Source organism: Emticicia sp. MM (assembly GCF_001649495.1).
Window position 1 is genome coordinate 14,055 of sequence record NZ_LXHX01000100.1, and the last position, 21,412, is coordinate 35,466.

Below are 21,412 nucleotides of genomic sequence, written 5' to 3' on the forward strand. Positions count from 1 at the left end.
AATCCACACTATAACATGGAAAAAAGCCTTAATTTCGCCTCAAAACTAATTAACCGACCAATGGAGTTTTCGTTTGGACATATTTTTACTAAAGCATACTGGAAAGAAACGGCTATTCCTTTCGCAAAAAAACATTGGGTGTTGATTGTGGCTGTGCTTACGGCTTTAAGTCTGGTTCATACGATTTGGTATTTTACTATTGACCATCCATTATCGGAAATTGCCGATAAGTTTAAAAGCACATTCCCTGAAAAAAGAGGGGCTGTTTTTAAAAGAAATTCTTTTTCATATAAAATGGGATACATTATTGGGGCTATTCTAAAATCAAAGTCTTTTATTTTTAGTTTATCTGGCACAACAATTCTCATAGCCGAATTCAATTACCAATTTCTTTTTAAGAATTTATTCGTTGATGAAGGCCGAAAAGGTAAGTTTTTTTACTTTTTAGTATTAGTTTTCTTGTATTTTTTCATCTTTGCTATATTACTAAGTTTATTCGGATTAAAAGCTGAATCACTTGGTTTACATACATTTATCACTAACACTTGGATTGGTTTTTCGGTCATCTATTCGGTTATTCAATATGTTTCAGATTCACACAAAAGACTACGAGAAATGGCAATTCAGAAAACAAAAGTTGAGCTTTCGGCTCTAAAAGCACAAATAAATCCACACTTTTTGTTTAATGTACTAAATAATCTCTACGGAACGGCCATCGTTGAAGATAGCCCAAAAACTGCCGAAGGTATTCAGCAATTATCGAGCATTATGCGGCACGTAGTTGAAGGCACAAAAAACGAACGAATTTCAGCCGAAAAAGAGGTGCAGTTTCTGTACGATTTTGTGGAATTAAATAAAATGAGAATTCCGAAACGAGATAATATCAGAATCAATATTAATATTGACTGGGACGAACAACCGACGCAAATTGCACCGCTTTTGGTAATTCCGTACATCGAAAATGCCTTCAAATATGGCATCAGTATTACGCAGGAAAGTTTTATTGACCTAAATTTTAAGATAAAAGACCAAAAACTAAGTTTTTCGTGCCGAAACAGCATCATTAAACAATTCGATAAATTGGAAGTTGGTACTTCAACAGGCATCGAAAACACCCAACGCCGCCTTATGTTAAACTATCCGCACAAACATTCGTTGAAAATTTCTAATGAAAACAATATTTTTGAAGTAGCTTTAGAAGTGAATTTGAAGTAGTTTTATACGCAATCACCCCTGTGCCATTGTCAGTGTCTTCACTGACAAGCAGAGAATGTAAAAAAAACATTGCTGTTAAACTTCTTGATGAAAAATTAACCACAACCACAAAAAATGCTCAAAGCAATTGCCATAGATGATGAGCCAATGGCTCTGGAAGTAATCAAAGCCCACGCCAAAAAGGTAACTTTTCTTGATTTGCAAGAAACCTTCGTTAGTGCTATGGAAGCACTTGATTTCTTGAAGAAGAACCCTTGTGATTTAGTATTTCTCGACATCAATATGCCCGATATTACTGGCCTTGATTTTTCACAACTTTTACCACAAAATACATCAGTTATTTTCACAACGGCCTATTCTCAATACGCAGTAGATGCCTTCAATATCAATGCACTCGATTATCTGCTAAAGCCCATTGATTTTAGTAGATTTATGAAAGCTTGCCAGAAAGCGTATGAGAATATCAACGAAGAAGCTCCAAAAATCCCATATTTATTTGTAAAAGATGGCTATGATTTGGTGAGAATTAGCATCGAAAACTTACTTTTTGTCGAATCCGAAGGTAATTATCTGACTTTTAAGGAATCGGATAAAAAGACCGTCACTCGCATGACTATGACCGAAGCCATCGAAATGCTACCAAAGTCTGACTTTTTCAGAGTACATAAATCATTTGTGATTAATCTCAACCACGTCAAAAAAATCGAGCGTCATCAAGTTTGGGTAGGCACAGAAGCAGTTCCAATCGCTGCCAATTACCGTGATGATTTGATGGAGGTTTTGAAGAAAATTTGGATGGTGAAATAAATCCTAAAGGTGTTCTTTTCCCTTAAAAGCATAGAATCGTAGAATGTGATTTACGATTAGAAACTCACCGAAAGTATTGATGACTCTTATGAACATATAGGTGAGTTCATAAACTCGTGCTTCTGGTGGCAGAATATAATATAAATCGGCTGTAACCGTAAAAAACAAGCCCACAAGAAAGAATATTCTAATTTTGATTTGATGAATCCTAAGTTGAATTCCAACAAGAAGAAAGACCATTATTCCTATCCAATAGAAATTAAAAGAAAACATGGACGTTCTTGGGTAAAGATTTAGAAGATACAGGAAAAATACACCCCCAGTTAGGCCTAAAATGGATAGAAGTGTATTCTTGGTGTCGGATAAAGCAAATTTTTTAACGCCCATTTCAAAGAAAATACCCACCAATATCAATCTTAAAATCGGTTGAACATAAGAATAAACAACATCAAATTCTTTTTCATCAACAATAACAAACGAAGAAAGTCCAATAGTGAAAAGTCCTCCGTAGCAAACGGCCAGTAAAACTAAAGGTTTCTGAAAGTTTTTTAAAATCTTGGAGAAAATATATACAAATAAAAAAAAGTAGTCGAATTGAAATAGGAATAGAGCCAGCAATCTATCCATTTGATTTTTTAGTTCGTTAGGCTCAATCTTTATAAAAAAGTAGATATTGACTAAAAGAACCGATGTAAAGAACATACGGGTAAACCTTTCGCTCATTTGAAGGATTCTTTAATGTTATCAGTAAAGTAAATCTAATATACCTACAAATAAGGATCCAAATAATGATGAGAGTCATAAACTTAGTAAGCGGTAGTGTTTGAAAGCCAATTGGCTTCAATAAATCAACACCATCATACTTCTTGCTCCGTGAGCCCCAATGACTAAAGATTGTTCAATATCAGCAGTTTTTGATGGCCCAGCAATAAAAACACCGTAACTACCTACGCTTTCGATTTTATTGTAGGCTTCCTGCATGTTGGCAACGATATTATTTTTATCAAGCACCAAAACCAAATGTTGGGTAATAAACGGCAAGGCACGGTTGAGCATATTGCTCTCAGGCACCCAAATTGTACCGTTTTCGGCAACACCTATTTCTCCTTGAATTACTGCTAAATCGACCTGTTCTAAAATTTCTTTAGTTGTATCAAGATTAACGTCTACGTTTGATTTGACAATATTAGAAGCTACGTTTTTCAAATCGCTGTAATACTTGTCAATCGCTGTTTGACATTCGGCTTTTGATGCAAGCTCAACAGCCGTTCCGCCGATGCCTTCCAACACGGTTTTGAATCGCTCGATGCTTCCATCACCTTCAAAAATTGGCACATTGGGCAATGCTGTCAATGCAGGTTTATTGTTGGCGATGCTATTTAATATTTTTTCTCTGCTGGTCACAAGTAGTTATTAGTTATTGGGTACTTTGTTACTGGTATTTAATGAGATTTTTTTTCCTATTTTCCTCATACCATTCCTTAAAACTCTGCTTTGGAGCGTCGGGTAATTCTCTTGCTTTTGCCCACGGATTCATGCTTTGATTATGCGTGAGTCCATGCGGTAAAATTCGCAAAGCTCCACGAGCCAATTTTCCACTCAAATCATACACTTTTGGCATCGAAAGCACTTTTGCCATGCCCTTCATACCCCATTTTTTGGCGGCTGTAAGTTCGTTTGCTTGACCAACAATTTGTCGCCATTTATAAAGCTGCACGTGAATATCAATTTTTACAGGGCAAACATCCGAACACGAACCACAGAGTGTAGAAGCAAAAGGCAAACTTTTATGCTTGTGTAAATCAATATTCGGAGAAAGAATAGCACCAATTGGGCCAGGAACGGTAAAATCATAACTATGCCCGCCACTTCGGCGATAAACTGGACAAGTATTCATACAAGCCCCACAACGGATACACTTCAATGAATTTCTGAAATCGGCTCTGCCGAGTTGTTGTGTTCGGCCATTATCCACAATTACTATGTGCATTTCTTTGCCTTCGACTGGCTTTGTGAAATGCGAAGTATAAGTTGTAATCGGCTGACCAGTAGCACTTCTGGCAAGCAATCGAGTATAAACTGATAAATGAAGAAGTTTTGGAATAATCTTTTCGATACCCATGCAAGCAATGTGAACTTTTGCCAAATTTACGCCTAAATCGGCATTCCCTTCGTTGGTACAAACCACAAAACTACCAGTTTCCGCAATTGCAAAGTTTACGCCCGTAAGAGCCACGTCGGCCGCTACAAATTTTTCTCTTAGATGCTGACGAGCCGCTTCGGTCAGAACTTGAGGGTCTTTTTCGCCTTTGGTTGTACCCAAATGTTCATGGAAAGTTTCGCCAACATCTTCTTTTTTAAGGTGAATGGCGGGCAATACAATATGGCTTGGTGGCTCGTTTCTAAACTGTACGATGCGTTCGCCCAAGTCCGTATCTACTACATCAATATTATTTTTTTCGAGAAAACCATTCAAATGGCATTCTTCGGTAAGCATTGATTTGCTTTTCACCAAACGAGGATTTCTTCCTTCAACTTTGCACGAGTTTTTGATAATCTCCATCACAATTTGATTGTGCTCGGCGGCATCGGCAGCCCAATGCACTTTTACGCCATTTTTTATCGCATTCTGCTCAAATTCGATGAGGTAATTATCAAGATTGCTCAGTGTATGGTCTTTGATTTCGGACGCAAGTGTGCGTAAATCTTGAAATTCAGGAATTGGATAAACCGCTTTGTCTCGTTTCTGACGCACAAACCAAAGCGTTTCGTCGTGCCAAGTCGTACGCTCAAAATCTTTATTGAAAGCTTCGGCTAATTCTGGGTGATTTTGGTGGTTCATGGTTGATTTCCGTTCAAAATTTCGGCTATGTGCATTACTTTTATTGGTGCGTTTTGGCGTTTTACAATGCCTTCGAGGTGCATTAAACATGATACATCACCCCCTGTCAAAACTTTCGTTCCGTTGCGAAGGTGGTCAGCGATTCGGTCTTTTCCCATACGTGCCGAAACAGCTTCTTCGGTTACACAAAACATTCCGCCAAAGCCACAACATTCGTCGTTACGCTCCAATTCGGTTAGCTCGATGCCTTTTAGTTTACGAAGTAATTTTGAAATTTGTCCATCTCTGATACCCGTGATTTCGGAAGCATTGGCCTGGCGAAGTCCACGCTGACCGTGACAACTCAAATGCAAACCAACTTTATGCGGGAAATCGACAGGAATTTCTTCTATTTTTAGCACATTTTCAATAAAATCGACTAATTCATAAACCGACTTTCTGACTCTCTGAACGGCGGGCGTTTGCTCTATTATATCATAATGTTTTTTGATATGATAAGTGCAGCTTCCCGAAGGTGTAACGATATAATCAAACTCTGAAAATGTATTAACAAAATGTTCGTAAACATCTTTAGAATCTTGCTCGCAACCACCATTGGCCATCGGTTGTCCACAGCACGTTTGTTTCATCGGAAACACTACATCCACACCCAATTTTTCCAATAATTGCAAGGTTGCGACACCCACATTCGGATAAAATTGGTCAACATAACAAGGTATAAATAAGGCTACTTTCATATTTTTGGGTAAAGGTCTGTGCCAAAGGCCTGACCTTTTTATTTCATGTTGAAATTTATCTCTATAACAATACGGTCAGACCTTCGGTACCGACCGAAACTTACAGCCCCGTAGCCACGCTAAAACCTCTTTTGTCAACTAAACCGCTTCTGATTTTTGCTCCACGGAAAGTGGCAATTGGGTCAAGTGCTCCACCCGCTTGGCGACTTGCCTCTGCTACCAAAGCTCTTGCATCAGTCAAGAAAGTATCACGCAATAACTCTTCGGCACGCAACACATCGTTGTTTTCTTGGGCATCGGCCAGTGCTACTCTATCAACCAAAAGTGCTTTTGCGTAAGTCGTCAGAATGGCATTTACCGACTGTAACAAATCTTCGATTGGGTCTTTTGTGTTGTGGCTTGCATCAATCATCCATGCCAATGGCGGATTTTTTACGCTTGCGTCCTGCATTCCATCAACCAATTCATTGAAAATCAAGAAGAATTGATAAGGTTTGATACTTCCTGTTGTCAAATCATCATCGCCGTACATTGATCCATTGAAGTGGAAACCACCGAGGCGACCAAAGTGCATCAAACGTCCAACAATTTGTTCGATGTTTGTGTTTGGCAAATGATGACCCAAATCTACCAAAACTTGGGCATTTTTTCCCACCGCTTGGCAAAGCGAATAGGAAGTTCCCCAGTCAGGAATCACCATTGAGTAGAAGTGAGGTTCGTAGGGTTTATATTCAATCAACATCGTCCAATCATCTGGCATTGATTGATAAATACTTGATAATGAATCGCTTGTGCGTTGATACGCACTTCTCATGTGCGATTGTCCAGGGAAGTTTGAGCCATCGGCCAACCAAACAGTAAGCACCTTAGAATCAAGCATTTTGCCGTATTCTACGCATTGAATGTTGTGCTGAATTGCCAAATCACGCACTTCGCTTTTGGTATGCGAAAGTGAGCCAAATTTATACGAATACTGCTGGTCTTTTTGGTCTTGAAACGTATTGGAGTTTACTGAGTCAATCGTCAAATCATTAGCTTTCAGTAATTGTTTGATAGCATTGGCATCAGATGGAATATCCCAAGGAATATGCAAAGAAATTGAGTTTGATGAACGATTTAACTGGTGAATCAGACCTACATCTTCAATTTTTTCTTCTAAATTTCTTGGTTCACCACCATTCGGGAAACGCCCGAAGCGAGTTCCGCCCGTACCCAAAGCCCAACTCGGAATGGCTACTTGAAAAGCTTTAATTTTATCAATAATTGTTTGAATATCAATGCCTTTACGGTCGAGGAGTTCGGTCAAATATGCCAATCTAAACTGGTGGTCGGCCTGTAATTTTTCGTTATGCTGTTGAATAATATCGTTACTGAGCATCTTAGTCAATGATTAATGTTGAATGATAAATGTTTAATTCGGTGCTACGTTTTACTAATTCTTTACAAGAACAGATGCAATTTTCTATTTAAAAAATTATAAAACTATCCTGTACTTGCCTGTTGAGCTTACATAGTTTTTCTATACTCTTTTGTCCAGTTAATTGCTCCGAAAAGTGCAATTACGCAGAAAATAGCATACAATAATGAATATAACTTCACCTCTTTCACAAAATACATGTAAGTACTTATGATGTCAATGGCCAGCCACATCCACCATGCTTCTACTTTTTTTCTGATGAGTAAAAATGTAGCAAAAATACTCATGACAGTCGTGAAAGAATCCATGTACGGAAATGCACTTGGTTTACTAAAAAGTTGCGGAATTAGTTCGCTCAAATTCTTGGCAAAAGTGCCAAGTAGATAAGTGCAAATTAAGCCAGTTAATGAATATATGCCGAATTGTTTCAGAGATAACTGACTGATTTTTAATTCATTCTTCAGATTGGCTTCTTGTGCCTTCGGAAATTTCCATTGCCAAAAACCAATAATATTGGTAATGAAAAAGAAAATTTGCAAAAACATATCGGGGTAAAGCTGAATCTGATAAAACATCATAAACGCCAACACAACATTTATCAATCCCAACACCCAACTCCACACATTTTCACGCACCGACAAAATAACTGCCACCAAACCCGTAAGCGTTGCGTAGAATTCGAGGTGACTCATTTTTACGCCCAAAAACTCAAAAAGTATATTATTTATATCGAAGAAGTTCATTTTTAATGTCCCATTATCTGTTTACGGTGTTCAAGACCCCAATTTCGAAGTTCGCTTATCATTTTTTCGAGCGATTTCCCATGCTCTGTGATCGCATACTCAACTGTCGGTGGAAAAGTATCATGTACAGTTCGTTTGACTAACTGATTCATTTCTAAATCTTTCAATTCTTTAGAAAGCATTTTATCGGTAATGCCATTTATGTCTTTAGAGATTTGTTTAAATCGTTTCGCTCCGAAAGTTAATGAAAGAATAATTGGCAACTTCCATTTTCCATTCAATATTTCTAAAGCATCCCGCACAGGTACAATCATTTTTGTACATTCTTCTGGGTTGTGTATTTGCTTAGATTCTGTCATAATTATATCATTTTGCTAGTGCTATCCTCAACGATAGCACTATCCTTTAGTATAGTACTATCTTTTGTAAAGCAAATATAAATAAGTTTGCAGAAATATTCTAAATTAAAGTTAAAAATGAAAAAAGACAAAATTATTTATTGGGTTAGTACTGGACTTATCGGAGCGATGATGATTTTTAGCGGATATGCTTATTTTACAAATCCTCAAATTGCAGATTCTTTCAAACACATTGGTTTTCCAGATTTCTTTAGAGTTGAACTTGGAACAGCTAAGATTATTGGTGCATTAGTGCTACTTATTCCACAAATTCCAAGCAAAGTCAAAGAATGGGCTTATGCTGGCTTTATTATTACTTTTATTTCGGCTGCAATTGCCCATATCAATATCGGCGATCCAACTTCGGCTATTATGCCTCCGCTTGTTATGTTGGTGGTTTTACTCGTTTCTAATTTTTATTTTTCAAAAATACAAACGATTATTGCTTGATAGCCAGTGAGTTATGTCAATAAACAAGTATCACCAAGTTTTTCATTGGTGATACTTGTTTGTTGTTTAATCTGAGTTTGGGATTATGAAATTTTCATAAAATATTTGTAATCAATGACTTGAAAATAGGCAAATACTAAGTAGGGGTTAAGTATCGGTAGAAAATATGACTACTCTAACTATCAAGCTCCTCTGGAGCAAATTTTACTTACTTTAATCCCGAACTCACGTTTGCTTAATAATTTTATGTGCAGAAATAGTGCTACAAAAGGTATCGTTAAATAGAAAAGTTTTATAGAGAGAGTAGGGGAAGACTACAGTTGAATTTAAAACTATAGATAGTACAATAAATAGAATGAGGAGAATTATCTATTGGAATAGCTTAAGGAACGTATGCTATTTAAGGAGTAAAAGACTTACTTTAAAGTATTGCCAAACCGCTTACACCTTAGGCTATTACGAAGTTGTAGAGTAAATGGTTTGATAGGTTTGGACAAAGCCTAAAATCAATTTAAGCTTACAGTAATAAAAATCCAAATTTATAAAACTCTCCTTCTTAAATGTACTCGCAAAAAAAACAGTAGTAACTCACGCTACTACTGTTTTAATATTATTTTCACTTCTTCAAATGATATGTTTTTAAGGATGGATGTATCTTTAAACAATCAATCCTTAATTCCTGCCGCCTTCTCTTCAGCTAATTTTCGTTTTTCTTCTCTTGCTGAAATAACAATACTTATTTCATACAAAATATAGAGTGGGAAAGCTACCAAAATCTGACTTGTTACATCAGGCGATGGTGTGATAATGGCCGCCACAACTAAGATAACTACTACTGCGTGTTTGCGATAAGTACGCATAAATTCTGGCCCGATTACTCCGATTTTTGTCAGAACAAAAATGGCTACTGGAAGCTGAAACGCTACTCCACAGGCCAGCGTAAGGGTTGCCAAAATCGAAATATACGAACCAATATCAAACTGATTTTTGATACTTGGGTCAATCTGGAAATTAACTAAAAAGTTGATAGCCAGTGGAGAGACAATAAAGTAACCAAAAAATACGCCTGAAAAGAATAAGAATGTTACATAGAAAACCGCTCCACGTGCAGATTTACTTTCCGTAGGTTTTAAGCCAGGCTTTACAAATCGCCAAATCTCCCAAAATACATATGGAAACGCAAAAACTAAACCGATGATTGCCGCCGAAGTAAGGGCCATTACAAACTGCCCTGAAACTTCACGACTCATTAATTCAAATTTGAGTTCGCTTACGCAAAGCCCTGGAGCTCCAACTAAATCAGCCAGCTTACACATCATTCGGTAAGTCCAGAAATCAACTTTTGCAGGGCCCAAAATGACTTTATTATAAATATCGCCGATGAAAACAAAGGCAATAACCATAAATAAAGCTATTGAAATTGCCGCACGGATTAAATGCCAACGAAGTTCTTCGAGGTGGTCAAGAAAACCCATTTCTTTGCCTTCTGATTCCTTTTCTTCGTCGTCGTAATCAAAATAGGGTGTTTGGTCTAAAGGCATATTATAATTGTTAATGATTGATGTTTAATGGTAAAATTAAACATCAATCATCAATCATTAAGCATTAATAATTATTTACTTGCAGTAGTATCAACTTTTACTTTACCCGATTTTTTATCGTCTGCGTATTTTTTGTTCAAACCTTCCAAAACGGCTTTCGTGATGTCTAAATCTTCTTTGGCAAATAATACACCACCACCTTTCGAGTAGCCGATTACCATGTCATATTTATCACCAGCGTTAAATTCTTTCAAGAATGATTGAATATTATTCAATACATCTTCAGTTTTTTTACCATCTTCTTTTGCTAAGTCTTGAGCGGCTTTATCACGGTATGCCATGATTGATTGCTCTTCTTGTTGTAATTGGGCTTGAGCGGTTTGTCCTTGCTCTTGCGTCATACCACCTTGTTGTACTTTTTGTTGGAAAAACGCTACTTTATTTTGGAAATTTTTTGCTTTGTTAGCAATGTCAGTTTCAAGACGGAAACGCTTATTTTCAGAAGATTTCACGACGTCTTTATAATAATCGTATTGGTTTAAAAGTGTGTCAGTATTTACATAAACAATACGACCAGCCACTTGCTTGCCACCAGATGTTGCTGTAGAAGCAGATTTGTCACAACCCCAGATAATTACTGAAAGTAAAAGAACTACAAAAGAAAGATTTTTCATGAGAAATTAAATTAGTAAACAAGCTAAGGAGTAAATGACAGTTGAATCTTTGACTCAGAAAGCTATTCGTGATGTTTTTTTAATGGTTTTTGAATAAATAAAGTTCGCAAATATAAAAAAATCCCCCCGATTCGGAGGGATTTTCAAGAGTTTTATTTAAAAAGCTGTCTAAAATGATACCCAGCCATAGCTGAGAGGCCTGCTACTTGTGAGCCAATGATAGCCATAATCGTAAAAAATGTTGGAACAACAGGTAGATTTTTCAAGAATTTGATGTTTTCAGAGAATAAGCCACCAATTTTCTGCACCATAATTCCTTCGTTATTTGAATTTAAAAAAGCAGCATAGCCCACCCAAAGTGTGGCAATAGCCCCAGCGGCAGCGGCATACGCTCCGAAAGCGGTTTCTGATTTCCAAGCACCGATGGCAAACGCAATGGGTGCAACCACCCACCACGGTAAAAAATATTGTGCAACTGCACTGACGATTAATATGATAATGTAATTCATTTGAGTTCTGAGTTTAGAGTGCTGAGTTCTGAGTGGTCCGCCGCAGCGGTTCAAAATTCATAAGACGAAAGGATTAAAACTCACGACTCAGAACTTAGCACTCAGAACTCAGAACTATCTTTTGCTTATTTTAACTGTTCCCGAAATACGGCTACTTTTTTCATCCTTCGATTTCATGAAAAGTAGCTCGTTGAGTTCACCTTTAGCCCATTTATCAATCATGTTATCGTAGAATGGACTCGCTGGATTACCCGATTGTCCACCTGGGTAAAGTCCGTACGCTTTTGGCCAGCCTTTGTCAAGTTGCACAACCATTCTCCACGATGGGCCATTGAGTTCGGTAGTTGCATTCACAATTCCTGCACCGCCACCATTTGGAATGTCCTGACGACCAAAACCTGGCAAACGTCCTAAGTGATTGATGTCTGTACTTTTTACTTTATTCCATGCCCAAGTTTCTGGGTTCATCGGGCCAAGTTTCTGTGTCAAAGAGTCGATACTTGCTTTGAAACTTAGTTTTACCACATCTTGAAGTGTTTCTTGTTTGTTTTTAGTCGAAACGTTATCAAACCACTTTGCAGTTGGCTCTTTCACAACCATATCCCACATTCGGTTGCGTGAAGGGTAAGTCATCGGAGCTTTGAGGTCTTTCATCGGGAACTCATCATCAAAAACCGTGTAGCGAAGCTCTTTTATCCAACGCTCAAAAATGGTTGCACCTACTTCGTTGGCATCGTTTTTCATATTCCATTTTGCCAAGGTTTGGTAAGCAGGATTTTTGTTTTCTGACGAATCCGCATTCAATATTTTCATCAAAACTGGCAAAATTCGACGAGCTTCTACATTAAAGTTATCATTTTGTAGCATTCTTAGGCTATCAACGGTGGCTTTTTGCATTCTTTCGAGACGTTCATTGATTCTAATTGCACGCTCGCTCGGAGCAAATCTCCAACCTAAATAATAAGGATAAGTTGGATCAGCCGAAAACTGGTTGGCCGAACTTACAAAACCTCTCGGAGGATTTTTTACCGTCGGATTTTGGTCAACAGGAATCCAACCTTGCCAATCGTGGGCAGGATTTGAGCCATCCATGATAAACTTGCCTTGTTCTTCCCATTTTAAAGGCAATTTACCATTTGGTGTAATCGAAATATCGTTTTGATTACTCGCAAAAACAAAGTTTTGAGCAGGTGCAACATAATAGGTCAGGGCTTTGCGATAATCATCGTAGTTTTTTGCACGATTTAAGTAGTAAAAAGCCATCAAATCAGTCCCTTCTTTTTCGTGAGCAACCCAACGCATGGCGTGTCCGACAGGCACATTTTGATTGAAGTTTTTATCAGAAGCTGCATTATAAACAATTGGGCCATGATGCGTACTGAAAACAGTATCTTTCAAAGCTTCAGGGCGACCTTTTACCACAAATTCTTCGATTCGAATCGTAGTTGGTTTCCATGCACCATTATACCAATATTCCTTTTTCGTATTATCCTTAAACTTGATTTGATAGAAATCCATGACATCAGAGCCAACATTGGTTACGCCCCAAGCCACGTCTTTATTGAAACCTATTACTACTCCAGGAGCCCCAGGCAAGCAAGCACCATACACATTCATAGTTGGTGTGCAGAGCTGCATTTGGTACCAAATAGAAGGTAAGGTGAGTTGCAAATGTGGGTCATTGGCCAAGATTGGTAATCCAGTAGCTGATTTTTCGCCACCCACTGCCCAATTATTACTACCAATTTCGGGCGAATGTTGCGGCACATCAAACGCCACAGTTTCGCTGGTAGATAAGGTGGCAGTTGTTTGTGCAGGAACTGCTGGCACTGGTACAGGCGTAAAATTCCACTTTGTGCCAACAGGAATTATTGGAGATTCGTTGCTCGGATAATTGGGAAATAAATCTTTCACAACTTCCATTCCGTATTTTGAAAGAGCATTCGACATGCGGAAGTCGTCGCTGCCACCGTTTAGCACATTACGCATATTCATCATCATGAGAATGGTTTTGTACGGCGACCATTCTTCTGGCTGATACCCAATGATTTTGTATTCGACAGGAAGGTTTTTGTATTTGAGTTGCTTAATATACGCATTTACGCCCGCAGCGTAAGCATTAAGCACTTCATCAAAAACTTTGTTGGTTTTGCCGTTTTCATAGACTTTTTTTGCAGCGTCGGCCATACCCATTCGGCGGCTATATCGGTCGAGTTCTAAGGCACGCTCGCCTACAACTTCAGCCAATCGACCAGAAGCAGCGAGTGTATAAAACTCCATTTGCCAGAGGCGGTCACGAGCCATAAGGTAGCCTTGCGTGAAATAAGCATCGTGGTCGTTTTTGGCAAAAACGTGCGGTACTCGGTTATCGTCGAATACAACGTTTACTTCGTCTTGTACTCCTTCGAGTTGAAGGTCGGTCGGAGGGAGGTCGAGTTTCGATTCTCCGTTTTGCCAAAAGCCCTCAAACGGGCTAAATAGCCTGCCGAGAGCAGGAACTGCTCCGAGTGGACGGTTCAGCACATAAGTCAGACCAGCCGCAGCTATCAGACTTATGATAAATTTTACGAATTTCATTGAATTGGTTAAGGATGTTTAGAAGTTTAACGATTGCGAAAGTAGAAAAAAAAGCATAAATATTTTATTTTTTAATGAGTTTTTAGGATTTTTTTGTGATAAAAGTCTGTTATGAAAGAAATTACGAATGATTCGATTTACGAATTACGAATAAAAACAAATACATTTTAAGATGTGACCGCTTTGTAGTTTTTATCTACAAAACAAAAGATTTATACGAATGAACCGATTCCTTTTCTTGATTTTTCTTATGTTTTTATCAAAAACAATCAACGCACAAGTAAAAAGTAAAGCTTTTGATAGCTTATTGAATGTAATGGTTACAAAATCAGTCCCGACGGTTGGTTGTGAGGATATTAAGAAAATGAAAAATGTGGTGCTGCTCGATACTCGTGAAAAACGAGAATATGAAGTAAGCCACCTAAAAGATGCTCGTTGGGTAGGTTTCGAGAAGTTTGACATGAAAAATGTCGCTTCCATACCGAAAGATGCCAACATTGTGGTTTACTGCTCGATTGGGGTGAGAAGTGGCAAAATCGGCGAAAAATTAATGCAAGCAGGCTATAAAAACGTCCATAATTTTTATGGAAGCATCTTCGAATGGGTCAATCAAGGAAACCCAGTTTATGATATGGCAGGAAAACCCACCAATAAAATTCACGGCTACAACTGGAAATGGGGCGTCTGGTGCAACAAGGGTGAAAAAGTTTATGAGTAAAATACTTCTTTTGTATAGAATTGCATAATTAAGTGCTTCAAAACTGAGCAAAAGGCGTTTTTCTGCGAAATATTTAGTTGTTTTGCAGAAAAATCAAAAATCTATGCTCAACGACCAATATTGGAGCGAACGCTACGAAAAATCACAAACAGGTTGGGATGTAGGCAATGTTAGCCCAGCTCTGAAAGCTTACTTCGACCAGCTAAACACTCAATCAATTTCAATTTTGATTCCAGGCTGCGGAAACGCTTATGAGGCCGAATATTTGCTTCAACAGGGGTTTACAGATATTACCTTGATTGATATTTCGGGTGTTTTAGTGCAGAATTTGCAAGTAAAACTCAAAGATTATATTGATAAAGGCGTTTGTCGAGTCATTCACCAAGATTTTTTTGAACACTCAGGAAACTACGATTTGATTGTTGAACAAACATTTTTTTGTGCCATTGACCCAACCTTACGCCCCAAATACGCAGAAAAAATGAGCGAGTTACTCAAACCGACTGGACACTTAGTTGGTTTATTATTCGACCGTGAATTTGTGGATGGACCTCCATTTGGTGGAACAAAAGAAGAATATATTCCTTATTTTATTCCATATTTTGATTTAAAAACTATCGAAAGATGTACCAATTCAGTACCGCCACGGGCTGGCAATGAACTATTTATAAATTTTCTAAGCAAATAAAAAACTTCCCAACAAACTTTAGAAATGCCAAAACCAAAGAAAGCAAACGAATCATTGACGGTAATGACCGAAATGATTTTCCCGAATGATACCAACACACTTGGAAATTTGATGGGAGGGAATTTAATGAGATTACTCGATATTGCAGGGGCAATAGCCGCCCAAAAACATTGTAATAGAATAGTAGTGACCGCTTCGGTTGATAATGTCCAATTTAAAGAAGCCATTCCTCTCGGGAGTGTCGTTACGTTACAGTCAAAAGTGACACGTGCTTTCAACTCTTCAATGGAAGTAGTGGTCGAAGTTTGGGCTGAAAATATTCCTGCAGGAACAAAGGTAAATACAAATAAAGCCTTTTTGACATTTGTGGCAGTTGACCAAACTGGTCGTCCGATTGAAGTACCACCAGTTGAACCAGAAACTGATGAAGAAAAAGAATTTTATGCAGGAGCGTTGCGTCGTCGTCAATTGAGACTTGTGCTTGCTGGGAGAATGAAGCCAGAAGAGGCCGTAGAACTGAAAGAGATATTTATGGTATAAATGCCTTTTGAGCAGTTATTTAAAAAGAAAAAGACGAGTAAAATGCTCGTCTTTTTTGCGTTACAAACCCTAAAACTTAAATTTATCAATAAGTACCACGACGGCGGTCACGGCGATCTTCTTTTCGGTCTCGTACGTTTTCAGCCTTATCTTTTCGGTCTTCATGTCTATCTCTTACATCCTCTTTTGCGTCACGGACGTCTTCTTTCGCATCACGAATATCCTCCATTTTATCTTTTCTGCCACCATTATGGCGAGCGTCTCTGATATCTTCTTTGGCATCTCGTACATCTTCCGCACGGTCACGTCGGTCCTCGGCTTTATCTTTTCGGTCTTCTCGTTTATCACGCACATCTTCACGACGGTCACGAACGTCTTCTCTGCGGTCACGACGACCTTGAGCATTGGCATCAATATATGAAAAAGCAATTAATGCAAGAGCGAATCCGAGTAATTTGATTGAAGTTTTCATGGCTAAATTTTGTTTTTAAGATGAATAGTTTTTCTGGCTTTGTATTGTTTGGATGAATAAGAGTCAAAAAGGTTTAAAATGAAGCAGAAATTTTTTGTAACTTTGCACAAAAGGTTCCCGTAGTTCAATGGATAGAATTTTAGATTCCGGTTCTGACGATGGGGGTTCGAATCCCTTCGGGAACACATAAATGCATTATTAAATGCATTAAAGCCGCTGACTACTAAGTAGTTAGCGGCTTTTTTGTTGTCTTGAATTTATAGAGCAGACAAAACTTAAGTAAATGCACTCAAATCAATACAATATCATTGGCATTGGCTACTTCGTAGTTGATTGTTTTTAGATTGGCTGCTAACTCAATCGAAGAAACTTTTGTGCGGGCAACAGCCAACATTTCGCCATGATTATCAATAATTTCTACAACCTCACCAACTTCAAAATCTCCTTTTACTTTTCTAATGCCCACTGCCAATAAGCTGCTGCGTTTTTGAATAGCTTTAGCCGCACCTGCATCTATCTGTAACGTTCCTACCGTTACGCTTCCGCTGGCCAACCATTTATTTCTCGACGAAAGATTCACTTCTTGGGCTGTAAACTCACTTCCTGCTTCGCCTTTGATAGCTTTTAAAATACCATTAGTTTCTTTCGTACCGAAAATAATCACCTTGATTCCCATTCGGGTGGCCAATTTCGTAAACGTGAGTTTTGAAGCCATTCCACCCGAACCCAGTGCCGATTTACTATTATCAACCAATCCAAGAATCTGATTATCAATGGTTTCTATTTTGCGAATGATGTTTTTCTCTTTGTCCAAAAGCCCGCCAACTGATGTGCAAATCATTAGTGTTTCTGCTCCAAAACCCGTTGCGATTAACGTCGCCAATTCGTCATTGTCCGAAAATTTTAATTCTCGATTACTCACAACGTCATTTTCGTTGGCAATCGGGATAATATCATTTTTCCAAAGCTCCTGATAGGTTTCTTTGAGTTGCAAAAACTGTTCACGATTGCCAAAATGTTGGCGTTCGCACAAACTTTGGGCAATCTGAATACCGTACTGCGAGAAATATTTCGAGTAAATATTCAACAAAAGTGGGTTTCCGATGGCAGCGGCGGCTTTTCGCTCGGCTATTTCTCCCGAATAGTTTTTGATGAAATGCTTTCCAGCACCTACCGCACCCGAAGACACCATAACTATTTGATAGTCAGTATGAAGAATGGCTACTTGGCGAGCAATATCGGCAATGATGGTTTCGTCTGGCTCACCATTTTTTTGAGTGATAGATGCCGTTCCGAATTTTAGGATAAGAATAGGTTTTTGAATCATAATGGCAAAGATACAATTTTCAGACTACACAAAAAAAGCCTTGAGCCATTGTCAGTGTCCTCACTGACAATAAGTGTTATCTATCTTGCCAATGAGTCAAAAATTGGAATTCATCAGTGCCGTTTATATAAAATTTAGCCGATGAATATCGATAGTCTTCTGGTCTTATTGCTAAGTTCCATTTTTCTTGTATTGGGTTGTTATGAATATAGTCAAGTTTTTGGAGCAGCGTTTTTTCATTATTGAGCAAGAATGGTAAACTATTTCGCTGCCAAAAATGATGCATACGTGTACTTGAATCGACTACAAAAAATGGAAGAACTTGGGGGTAATTTTCTCGTAAATCTTCTAAAAATAAATGTCCTGTGTGTTTCATTAAACTTGCATGGGGCATTTCTCTTCCATTTTTTGCGAGCATTTCCCAAATCAAATGTATATGATTGGGCATAATGACAAAACCGTAAACTCTTATTTTCTTTTTATCAACTAAATGTTTTACGCTATCAACGATGATAGCTTTGTATTTATCTGGTTCGAGTAACTTTTTCCAGTTTAGAATAGTTGCAGTATAAAAATAAACGAAACCGATTTCCATTGATGAAAACTGCATGTTTTTGATTGAATTTTATGAATAATGAATTGTCAGTGGGGACACTGACAATGGCGGAATATCCACAGTGACAATGGCAAAGGTACAATTTTCAGACTACACAAAAAAAGCCTTGATAATCTTCCGACTATCAAGGCTTTTGTATATTTCTCAGAAATTAAGCTCCTGCAAAAGCATTTTTGCTTTCTGCACGTTTACGCTCGTTTTCGTCAAGGTAAATCTTACGCATACGAATTGATTTTGGCGTGATTTCCAAATATTCGTCTTTTTGGATATATTCCATTGCATCTTCCAAAGAGAAGTTGATTTTTGGAGCAATCTTCACGTTAGTATCAGAACCCGAAGCACGCATGTTGGTTAATTGTTTCGCAGTTTGTACGTTTACAACGATGTCGTTCTGACGGTTATGCTCACCAATTACCATTCCCATGTAAACTTCTTCACTTGGGTCGATAAAGAATACACCTCTATCTTGCAATTTATCAATTGAATACGGAGTAGCTGGACCATTTCCGCTGGCAATTAACGAACCGTTTACACGGCCAGGAATTGCACCTTTGAATGGCTCATACGATTTGAAACGGTGGTTCATAATCGCTTCTCCGAAAGTAGCTGTCAATACGCTTGAACGTAAACCAATCAAACCACGAGATGGAATATTGAACTCAAGGTGTTGTAAGTCGCCTTTTGGCTCCATAATCAACAACTCACCTTTACGCTGTGTTGCTAATTCGATAACTTTTCCTGCTGTTTCTTCTGGTACATCAACAACCAATGTTTCGATTGGCTCCAGACGCTCGCCGTTTTCTCCTTCTTTGTATAATACTTGTGGTTGTCCAACTTGAAGCTCATATCCTTCACGACGCATCGTTTCGATAAGAACTGATAAGTGAAGAATACCACGACCAAATACCAAGAATTTATCTTCAGTATCACCTGTCTGCACTCTCAAAGCCAAGTTTTTCTCTGTTTCTTTCATCAAACGGTCACGAAGGTGGCGTGATGTTACGAATTTACCTTCTTTTCCGAAGAAAGGAGAGTTATTAATCGTAAACAACATGTTCATCGTAGGCTCGTCAATTGAGATACGTGGTAAAGCCTCTGGGTTTTCCATGTCAGCAATAGTATCACCGATTTCAAAATCTTCGATACCTGTTACTGCACAAATTTCGCCCGAACCTACTTCCGCAACTTTTACTTTACCAAGACCTTCAAAAACTTGTAATTCTTTGATTTTATTACGTTTGATTGTGCCGTCAGCTTTGCAAAGTGCTACTTGCATACCTTCTTTCAAAGTTCCACGAGCTACACGACCGATAGCGATACGTCCAACAAACGAAGAATAATCAAGTGATGTGATTTGCATTTGGGCTGTTCCTTCAACTACTGGTGAAGCTGGAATATGCTCAATGATAGCATCTAATAACGGAACGATGTCGGTTGTTGGTTTGGTATAATCCGTACTCATCCAACCTTGTTTTGATGAACCATAAAGGCAAGGGAAGTCGAGTTGGTCTTCGGTTGCTTCAAGGTTAAACATCAAATCGAAAACTTGCTCGTGAACTTCGTCAGGTCGACAGTTTTCTTTGTCAACTTTATTTACAACAACGATTGGTTTCAAACCCAATGCAAGGGCTTTACCTAACACGAAACGTGTTTGTGGCATTGGTCCTTCAAAAGCATCCACTAATAAAATTACGCCATCGGCTAATTTCAATACACGCTCCACTTCTCCACCAAAGTCAGAGTGACCAGGGGTATCAATGATGTTAATTTTTACGCCATTATATCTTACTGATACGTTTTTCGAAACGATAGTAATTCCACGCTCACGCTCAAGGTCGTTGTTATCGAGAATTAAGTCACCAAATTCTTGGTTATCTCTGAAAAGTTTTGACGCATGAATGATTTTATCAACCAATGTAGTTTTACCGTGGTCAACGTGGGCAATAATGGCGATGTTTCTGATATTATTCATTAAATGTATTTGTTAATTCGTTGTGCATCAACATTTACCATTCACAACTGATAAACAAAGACGAACAACACCTTTCTTAAATAAACCGCAAAACTAGGCAATATAAATGACAAAACCTTGACTATCCTACACAATCCCCTGATTATCAAATTGTTAATAAGAATAGTACAATTATTTTCGAGAAAATCAATGTTTCGTAGGTATGAGTAAGCTCTACATTTGTGTTTTTTGACTTATTGCTCACTAATTTGGTAGATTTAGTGGTATTTTAATTTTACCTTAATTTTTATTGTTATACTTTTGCGGTCGATTTTTTTAGAACCCTGTAAATCAGATAATTACATTAGTGAACAACGTACAACAAGACCTCGAAATTCATAAGCAAGTCTATCAAAAACTCGGATTATGTTTGATGCTATTTTTCTTTGCTTTTTCGAGCGATGCTCAAACGTATAATCATACTTCGGTTTGGTCGAGACTTTTACTCAGTAAGCAAGTTGGAAAATGGATATTTACGGGTGATGTTGCTTATCGTCGGCAAAATGACTTTCGTCAATCTAAAATCAATTTTTTAGACAAACCATTGCTTGATGCACAGCGTTTATCGGTCGGCTACCGAAGTAAAGACTGGCTATTCAGCTTTGCCGCTTCACGCTGGCACGCTTACCAAATTTTGGGGAAAGAGGCCGATTTTGAACGACTTCCAACCGTTGAGTGGCGATTTACTCCTGGTATAGAATATTTCAAAAAAATAAATAAAGGAACGCTTCAATGGCGAACTCAATACGAGTATCGCTCATTTATTGACCGCAATGCTGGACGTTTTCGTCAACGTTTTCAATACCGTCTTCCTGTTTCACAGGCCAATAATCTTGTATTTTTACAAGAGTTTTTGTTTGGTTCACCGCCAAATTCTACCAAAAAATACGAGCAAAATCAACTTGGAGTGACGTTTAACCATAATTTTACTGATAAATTGGAATCAGAAATTGGCTACCGTTATATTTTTCGTCGTCGCCGTACTACCGATGAAATTGATAACGAAAATGCACTTGTAGTGGGTTTAATGCTGCGTTTATAGGGAGGTTTGACCACCAGAACGTCCAATTTGGACGTTCCTACGGAATCCGTCAGCGGATTATATTTTTCATTTATGAAGGAAAACTGAT

At 38.1% G+C, this 21,412-nt stretch carries 22 protein-coding genes and 1 tRNA gene; 8 read left to right on the forward strand and 15 right to left on the reverse strand.

Annotation, left to right across the window (positions count from 1 at the left end; genetic code table 11):
* The first annotated feature begins 15 nt into the window (after positions 1-15).
* The gene (locus A6M55_RS12685; RefSeq protein WP_082893015.1) at positions 16-1,215 is read left to right on the forward strand and encodes a sensor histidine kinase; all 1,200 of its coding nucleotides are present in this window, start codon (positions 16-18) and stop codon (positions 1,213-1,215) included.
* A gap of 114 nt (positions 1,216-1,329) precedes the next feature.
* The gene (locus tag A6M55_RS12690) at positions 1,330-2,022 is read left to right on the forward strand and encodes a LytTR family DNA-binding domain-containing protein (protein WP_064197968.1); all 693 of its coding nucleotides are present in this window, start codon (positions 1,330-1,332) and stop codon (positions 2,020-2,022) included.
* 3 nt (positions 2,023-2,025) lie between these two features.
* Here the strand turns inward: A6M55_RS12690 and A6M55_RS12695 are convergent, their stop codons facing one another.
* From A6M55_RS12695 to A6M55_RS12725, 7 genes are all read right to left on the reverse strand, one after another.
* Positions 2,026-2,745 (reverse strand): hypothetical protein, encoded by a 720-nt coding sequence (locus A6M55_RS12695; protein WP_064197969.1) that lies wholly within the window; start codon positions 2,743-2,745, stop codon positions 2,026-2,028.
* A 117-nt stretch (positions 2,746-2,862) separates the two neighbouring features.
* Complete coding sequence (locus tag A6M55_RS12700; protein WP_064197970.1) at positions 2,863-3,426, reverse strand: LUD domain-containing protein; 564 nt, start codon at positions 3,424-3,426, stop codon at positions 2,863-2,865.
* 28 nt (positions 3,427-3,454) lie between these two features.
* Positions 3,455-4,864 carry a lactate utilization protein B gene (locus A6M55_RS12705; protein WP_064197971.1) on the reverse strand — a complete coding sequence of 470 codons (1,410 nt, stop codon included), beginning with the start codon at positions 4,862-4,864 and terminating at the stop codon, positions 3,455-3,457.
* A complete protein-coding gene (locus A6M55_RS12710) occupies positions 4,861-5,601 on the reverse strand; it encodes a (Fe-S)-binding protein (protein ID WP_064197972.1) in 741 nt (246 codons plus the stop codon). Before A6M55_RS12710 ends, A6M55_RS12705 begins: the two co-directional genes overlap by 4 nt.
* Positions 5,602-5,701: 100 nt before the next feature.
* Positions 5,702-6,979 carry a TIM barrel protein gene (locus A6M55_RS12715; protein ID WP_064197973.1) on the reverse strand — a complete coding sequence of 426 codons (1,278 nt, stop codon included), beginning with the start codon at positions 6,977-6,979 and terminating at the stop codon, positions 5,702-5,704.
* Positions 6,980-7,107: 128 nt separating this feature from the next.
* A complete protein-coding gene (gene pnuC / locus A6M55_RS12720) occupies positions 7,108-7,761 on the reverse strand; it encodes a nicotinamide riboside transporter PnuC (protein ID WP_064197974.1) in 654 nt (217 codons plus the stop codon).
* A gap of 2 nt (positions 7,762-7,763) precedes the next feature.
* The gene (locus A6M55_RS12725; protein ID WP_064197975.1) at positions 7,764-8,120 is read right to left on the reverse strand and encodes a helix-turn-helix domain-containing protein; all 357 of its coding nucleotides are present in this window, start codon (positions 8,118-8,120) and stop codon (positions 7,764-7,766) included.
* A 117-nt stretch (positions 8,121-8,237) separates the two neighbouring features.
* Between A6M55_RS12725 and A6M55_RS12730 the strand changes: the two genes are divergently transcribed.
* The gene (locus tag A6M55_RS12730) at positions 8,238-8,609 is read left to right on the forward strand and encodes a DoxX family protein (RefSeq protein WP_064197976.1); all 372 of its coding nucleotides are present in this window, start codon (positions 8,238-8,240) and stop codon (positions 8,607-8,609) included.
* Positions 8,610-9,274: 665 nt separating this feature from the next.
* Here the strand turns inward: A6M55_RS12730 and tatC are convergent.
* From tatC to A6M55_RS12750, 4 genes are all read right to left on the reverse strand, one after another.
* Entirely contained in the window at positions 9,275-10,150 is an 876-nt protein-coding gene (gene tatC, locus A6M55_RS12735; protein ID WP_064197977.1) for a twin-arginine translocase subunit TatC, read from the reverse strand.
* A 71-nt stretch (positions 10,151-10,221) separates the two neighbouring features.
* Positions 10,222-10,824 carry an OmpH family outer membrane protein gene (locus A6M55_RS12740; RefSeq protein WP_064197978.1) on the reverse strand — a complete coding sequence of 201 codons (603 nt, stop codon included), beginning with the start codon at positions 10,822-10,824 and terminating at the stop codon, positions 10,222-10,224.
* 152 nt (positions 10,825-10,976) lie between these two features.
* Entirely contained in the window at positions 10,977-11,333 is a 357-nt protein-coding gene (locus A6M55_RS12745; protein WP_156511056.1) for a hypothetical protein, read from the reverse strand.
* Between the two features lie 114 nt (positions 11,334-11,447).
* Positions 11,448-13,910 carry a penicillin acylase family protein gene (locus A6M55_RS12750; protein ID WP_064197980.1) on the reverse strand — a complete coding sequence of 821 codons (2,463 nt, stop codon included), beginning with the start codon at positions 13,908-13,910 and terminating at the stop codon, positions 11,448-11,450.
* A gap of 220 nt (positions 13,911-14,130) precedes the next feature.
* Between A6M55_RS12750 and A6M55_RS12755 the strand changes: the two genes are divergently transcribed.
* The 3 genes from A6M55_RS12755 to A6M55_RS12765 all read left to right on the forward strand — a co-directional run bounded on the left by A6M55_RS12755 (position 14,131) and on the right by A6M55_RS12765 (position 15,856).
* A complete protein-coding gene (locus tag A6M55_RS12755) occupies positions 14,131-14,628 on the forward strand; it encodes a rhodanese-like domain-containing protein (RefSeq protein WP_064197981.1) in 498 nt (165 codons plus the stop codon).
* A 103-nt stretch (positions 14,629-14,731) separates the two neighbouring features.
* On the forward strand, positions 14,732-15,316 hold the full coding sequence (locus A6M55_RS12760; protein ID WP_064197982.1) for a methyltransferase: 585 nt from the start codon (positions 14,732-14,734) through the stop codon (positions 15,314-15,316).
* A gap of 24 nt (positions 15,317-15,340) precedes the next feature.
* Entirely contained in the window at positions 15,341-15,856 is a 516-nt protein-coding gene (locus tag A6M55_RS12765) for an acyl-CoA thioesterase (RefSeq protein ID WP_064197983.1), read from the forward strand.
* A gap of 85 nt (positions 15,857-15,941) precedes the next feature.
* Here A6M55_RS12765 and A6M55_RS12770 read toward each other — a convergent pair whose 3' ends face one another.
* Positions 15,942-16,328 (reverse strand): hypothetical protein, encoded by a 387-nt coding sequence (locus tag A6M55_RS12770; protein WP_064197984.1) that lies wholly within the window; start codon positions 16,326-16,328, stop codon positions 15,942-15,944.
* 113 nt (positions 16,329-16,441) lie between these two features.
* Between A6M55_RS12770 and A6M55_RS12775 the strand changes: the two genes are divergently transcribed.
* Positions 16,442-16,513: transfer RNA gene (locus A6M55_RS12775), tRNA-Arg, on the forward strand.
* A gap of 104 nt (positions 16,514-16,617) precedes the next feature.
* On the opposite strand, the gene proB is transcribed toward A6M55_RS12775, so the two are convergent.
* The 3 genes from proB to typA all read right to left on the reverse strand — a co-directional run bounded on the left by proB (position 16,618) and on the right by typA (position 20,243).
* Positions 16,618-17,652: a glutamate 5-kinase gene (gene proB, locus A6M55_RS12780; protein ID WP_064197996.1), complete on the reverse strand. Its 1,035-nt coding sequence runs from the start codon at positions 17,650-17,652 to the stop codon at positions 16,618-16,620.
* 79 nt (positions 17,653-17,731) lie between these two features.
* Positions 17,732-18,265: a transposase gene (locus A6M55_RS12785; RefSeq protein WP_229235530.1), complete on the reverse strand. Its 534-nt coding sequence runs from the start codon at positions 18,263-18,265 to the stop codon at positions 17,732-17,734.
* A 157-nt stretch (positions 18,266-18,422) separates the two neighbouring features.
* Positions 18,423-20,243 (reverse strand): translational GTPase TypA, encoded by a 1,821-nt coding sequence (gene typA, locus A6M55_RS12790; protein ID WP_064197986.1) that lies wholly within the window; start codon positions 20,241-20,243, stop codon positions 18,423-18,425.
* Between the two features lie 346 nt (positions 20,244-20,589).
* On the opposite strand from typA, the gene A6M55_RS12795 reads away from it, so the two are divergent.
* A complete protein-coding gene (locus A6M55_RS12795) occupies positions 20,590-21,324 on the forward strand; it encodes a DUF2490 domain-containing protein (RefSeq protein ID WP_064197987.1) in 735 nt (244 codons plus the stop codon).
* The last annotated feature ends 88 nt before the right edge of the window (positions 21,325-21,412 follow it).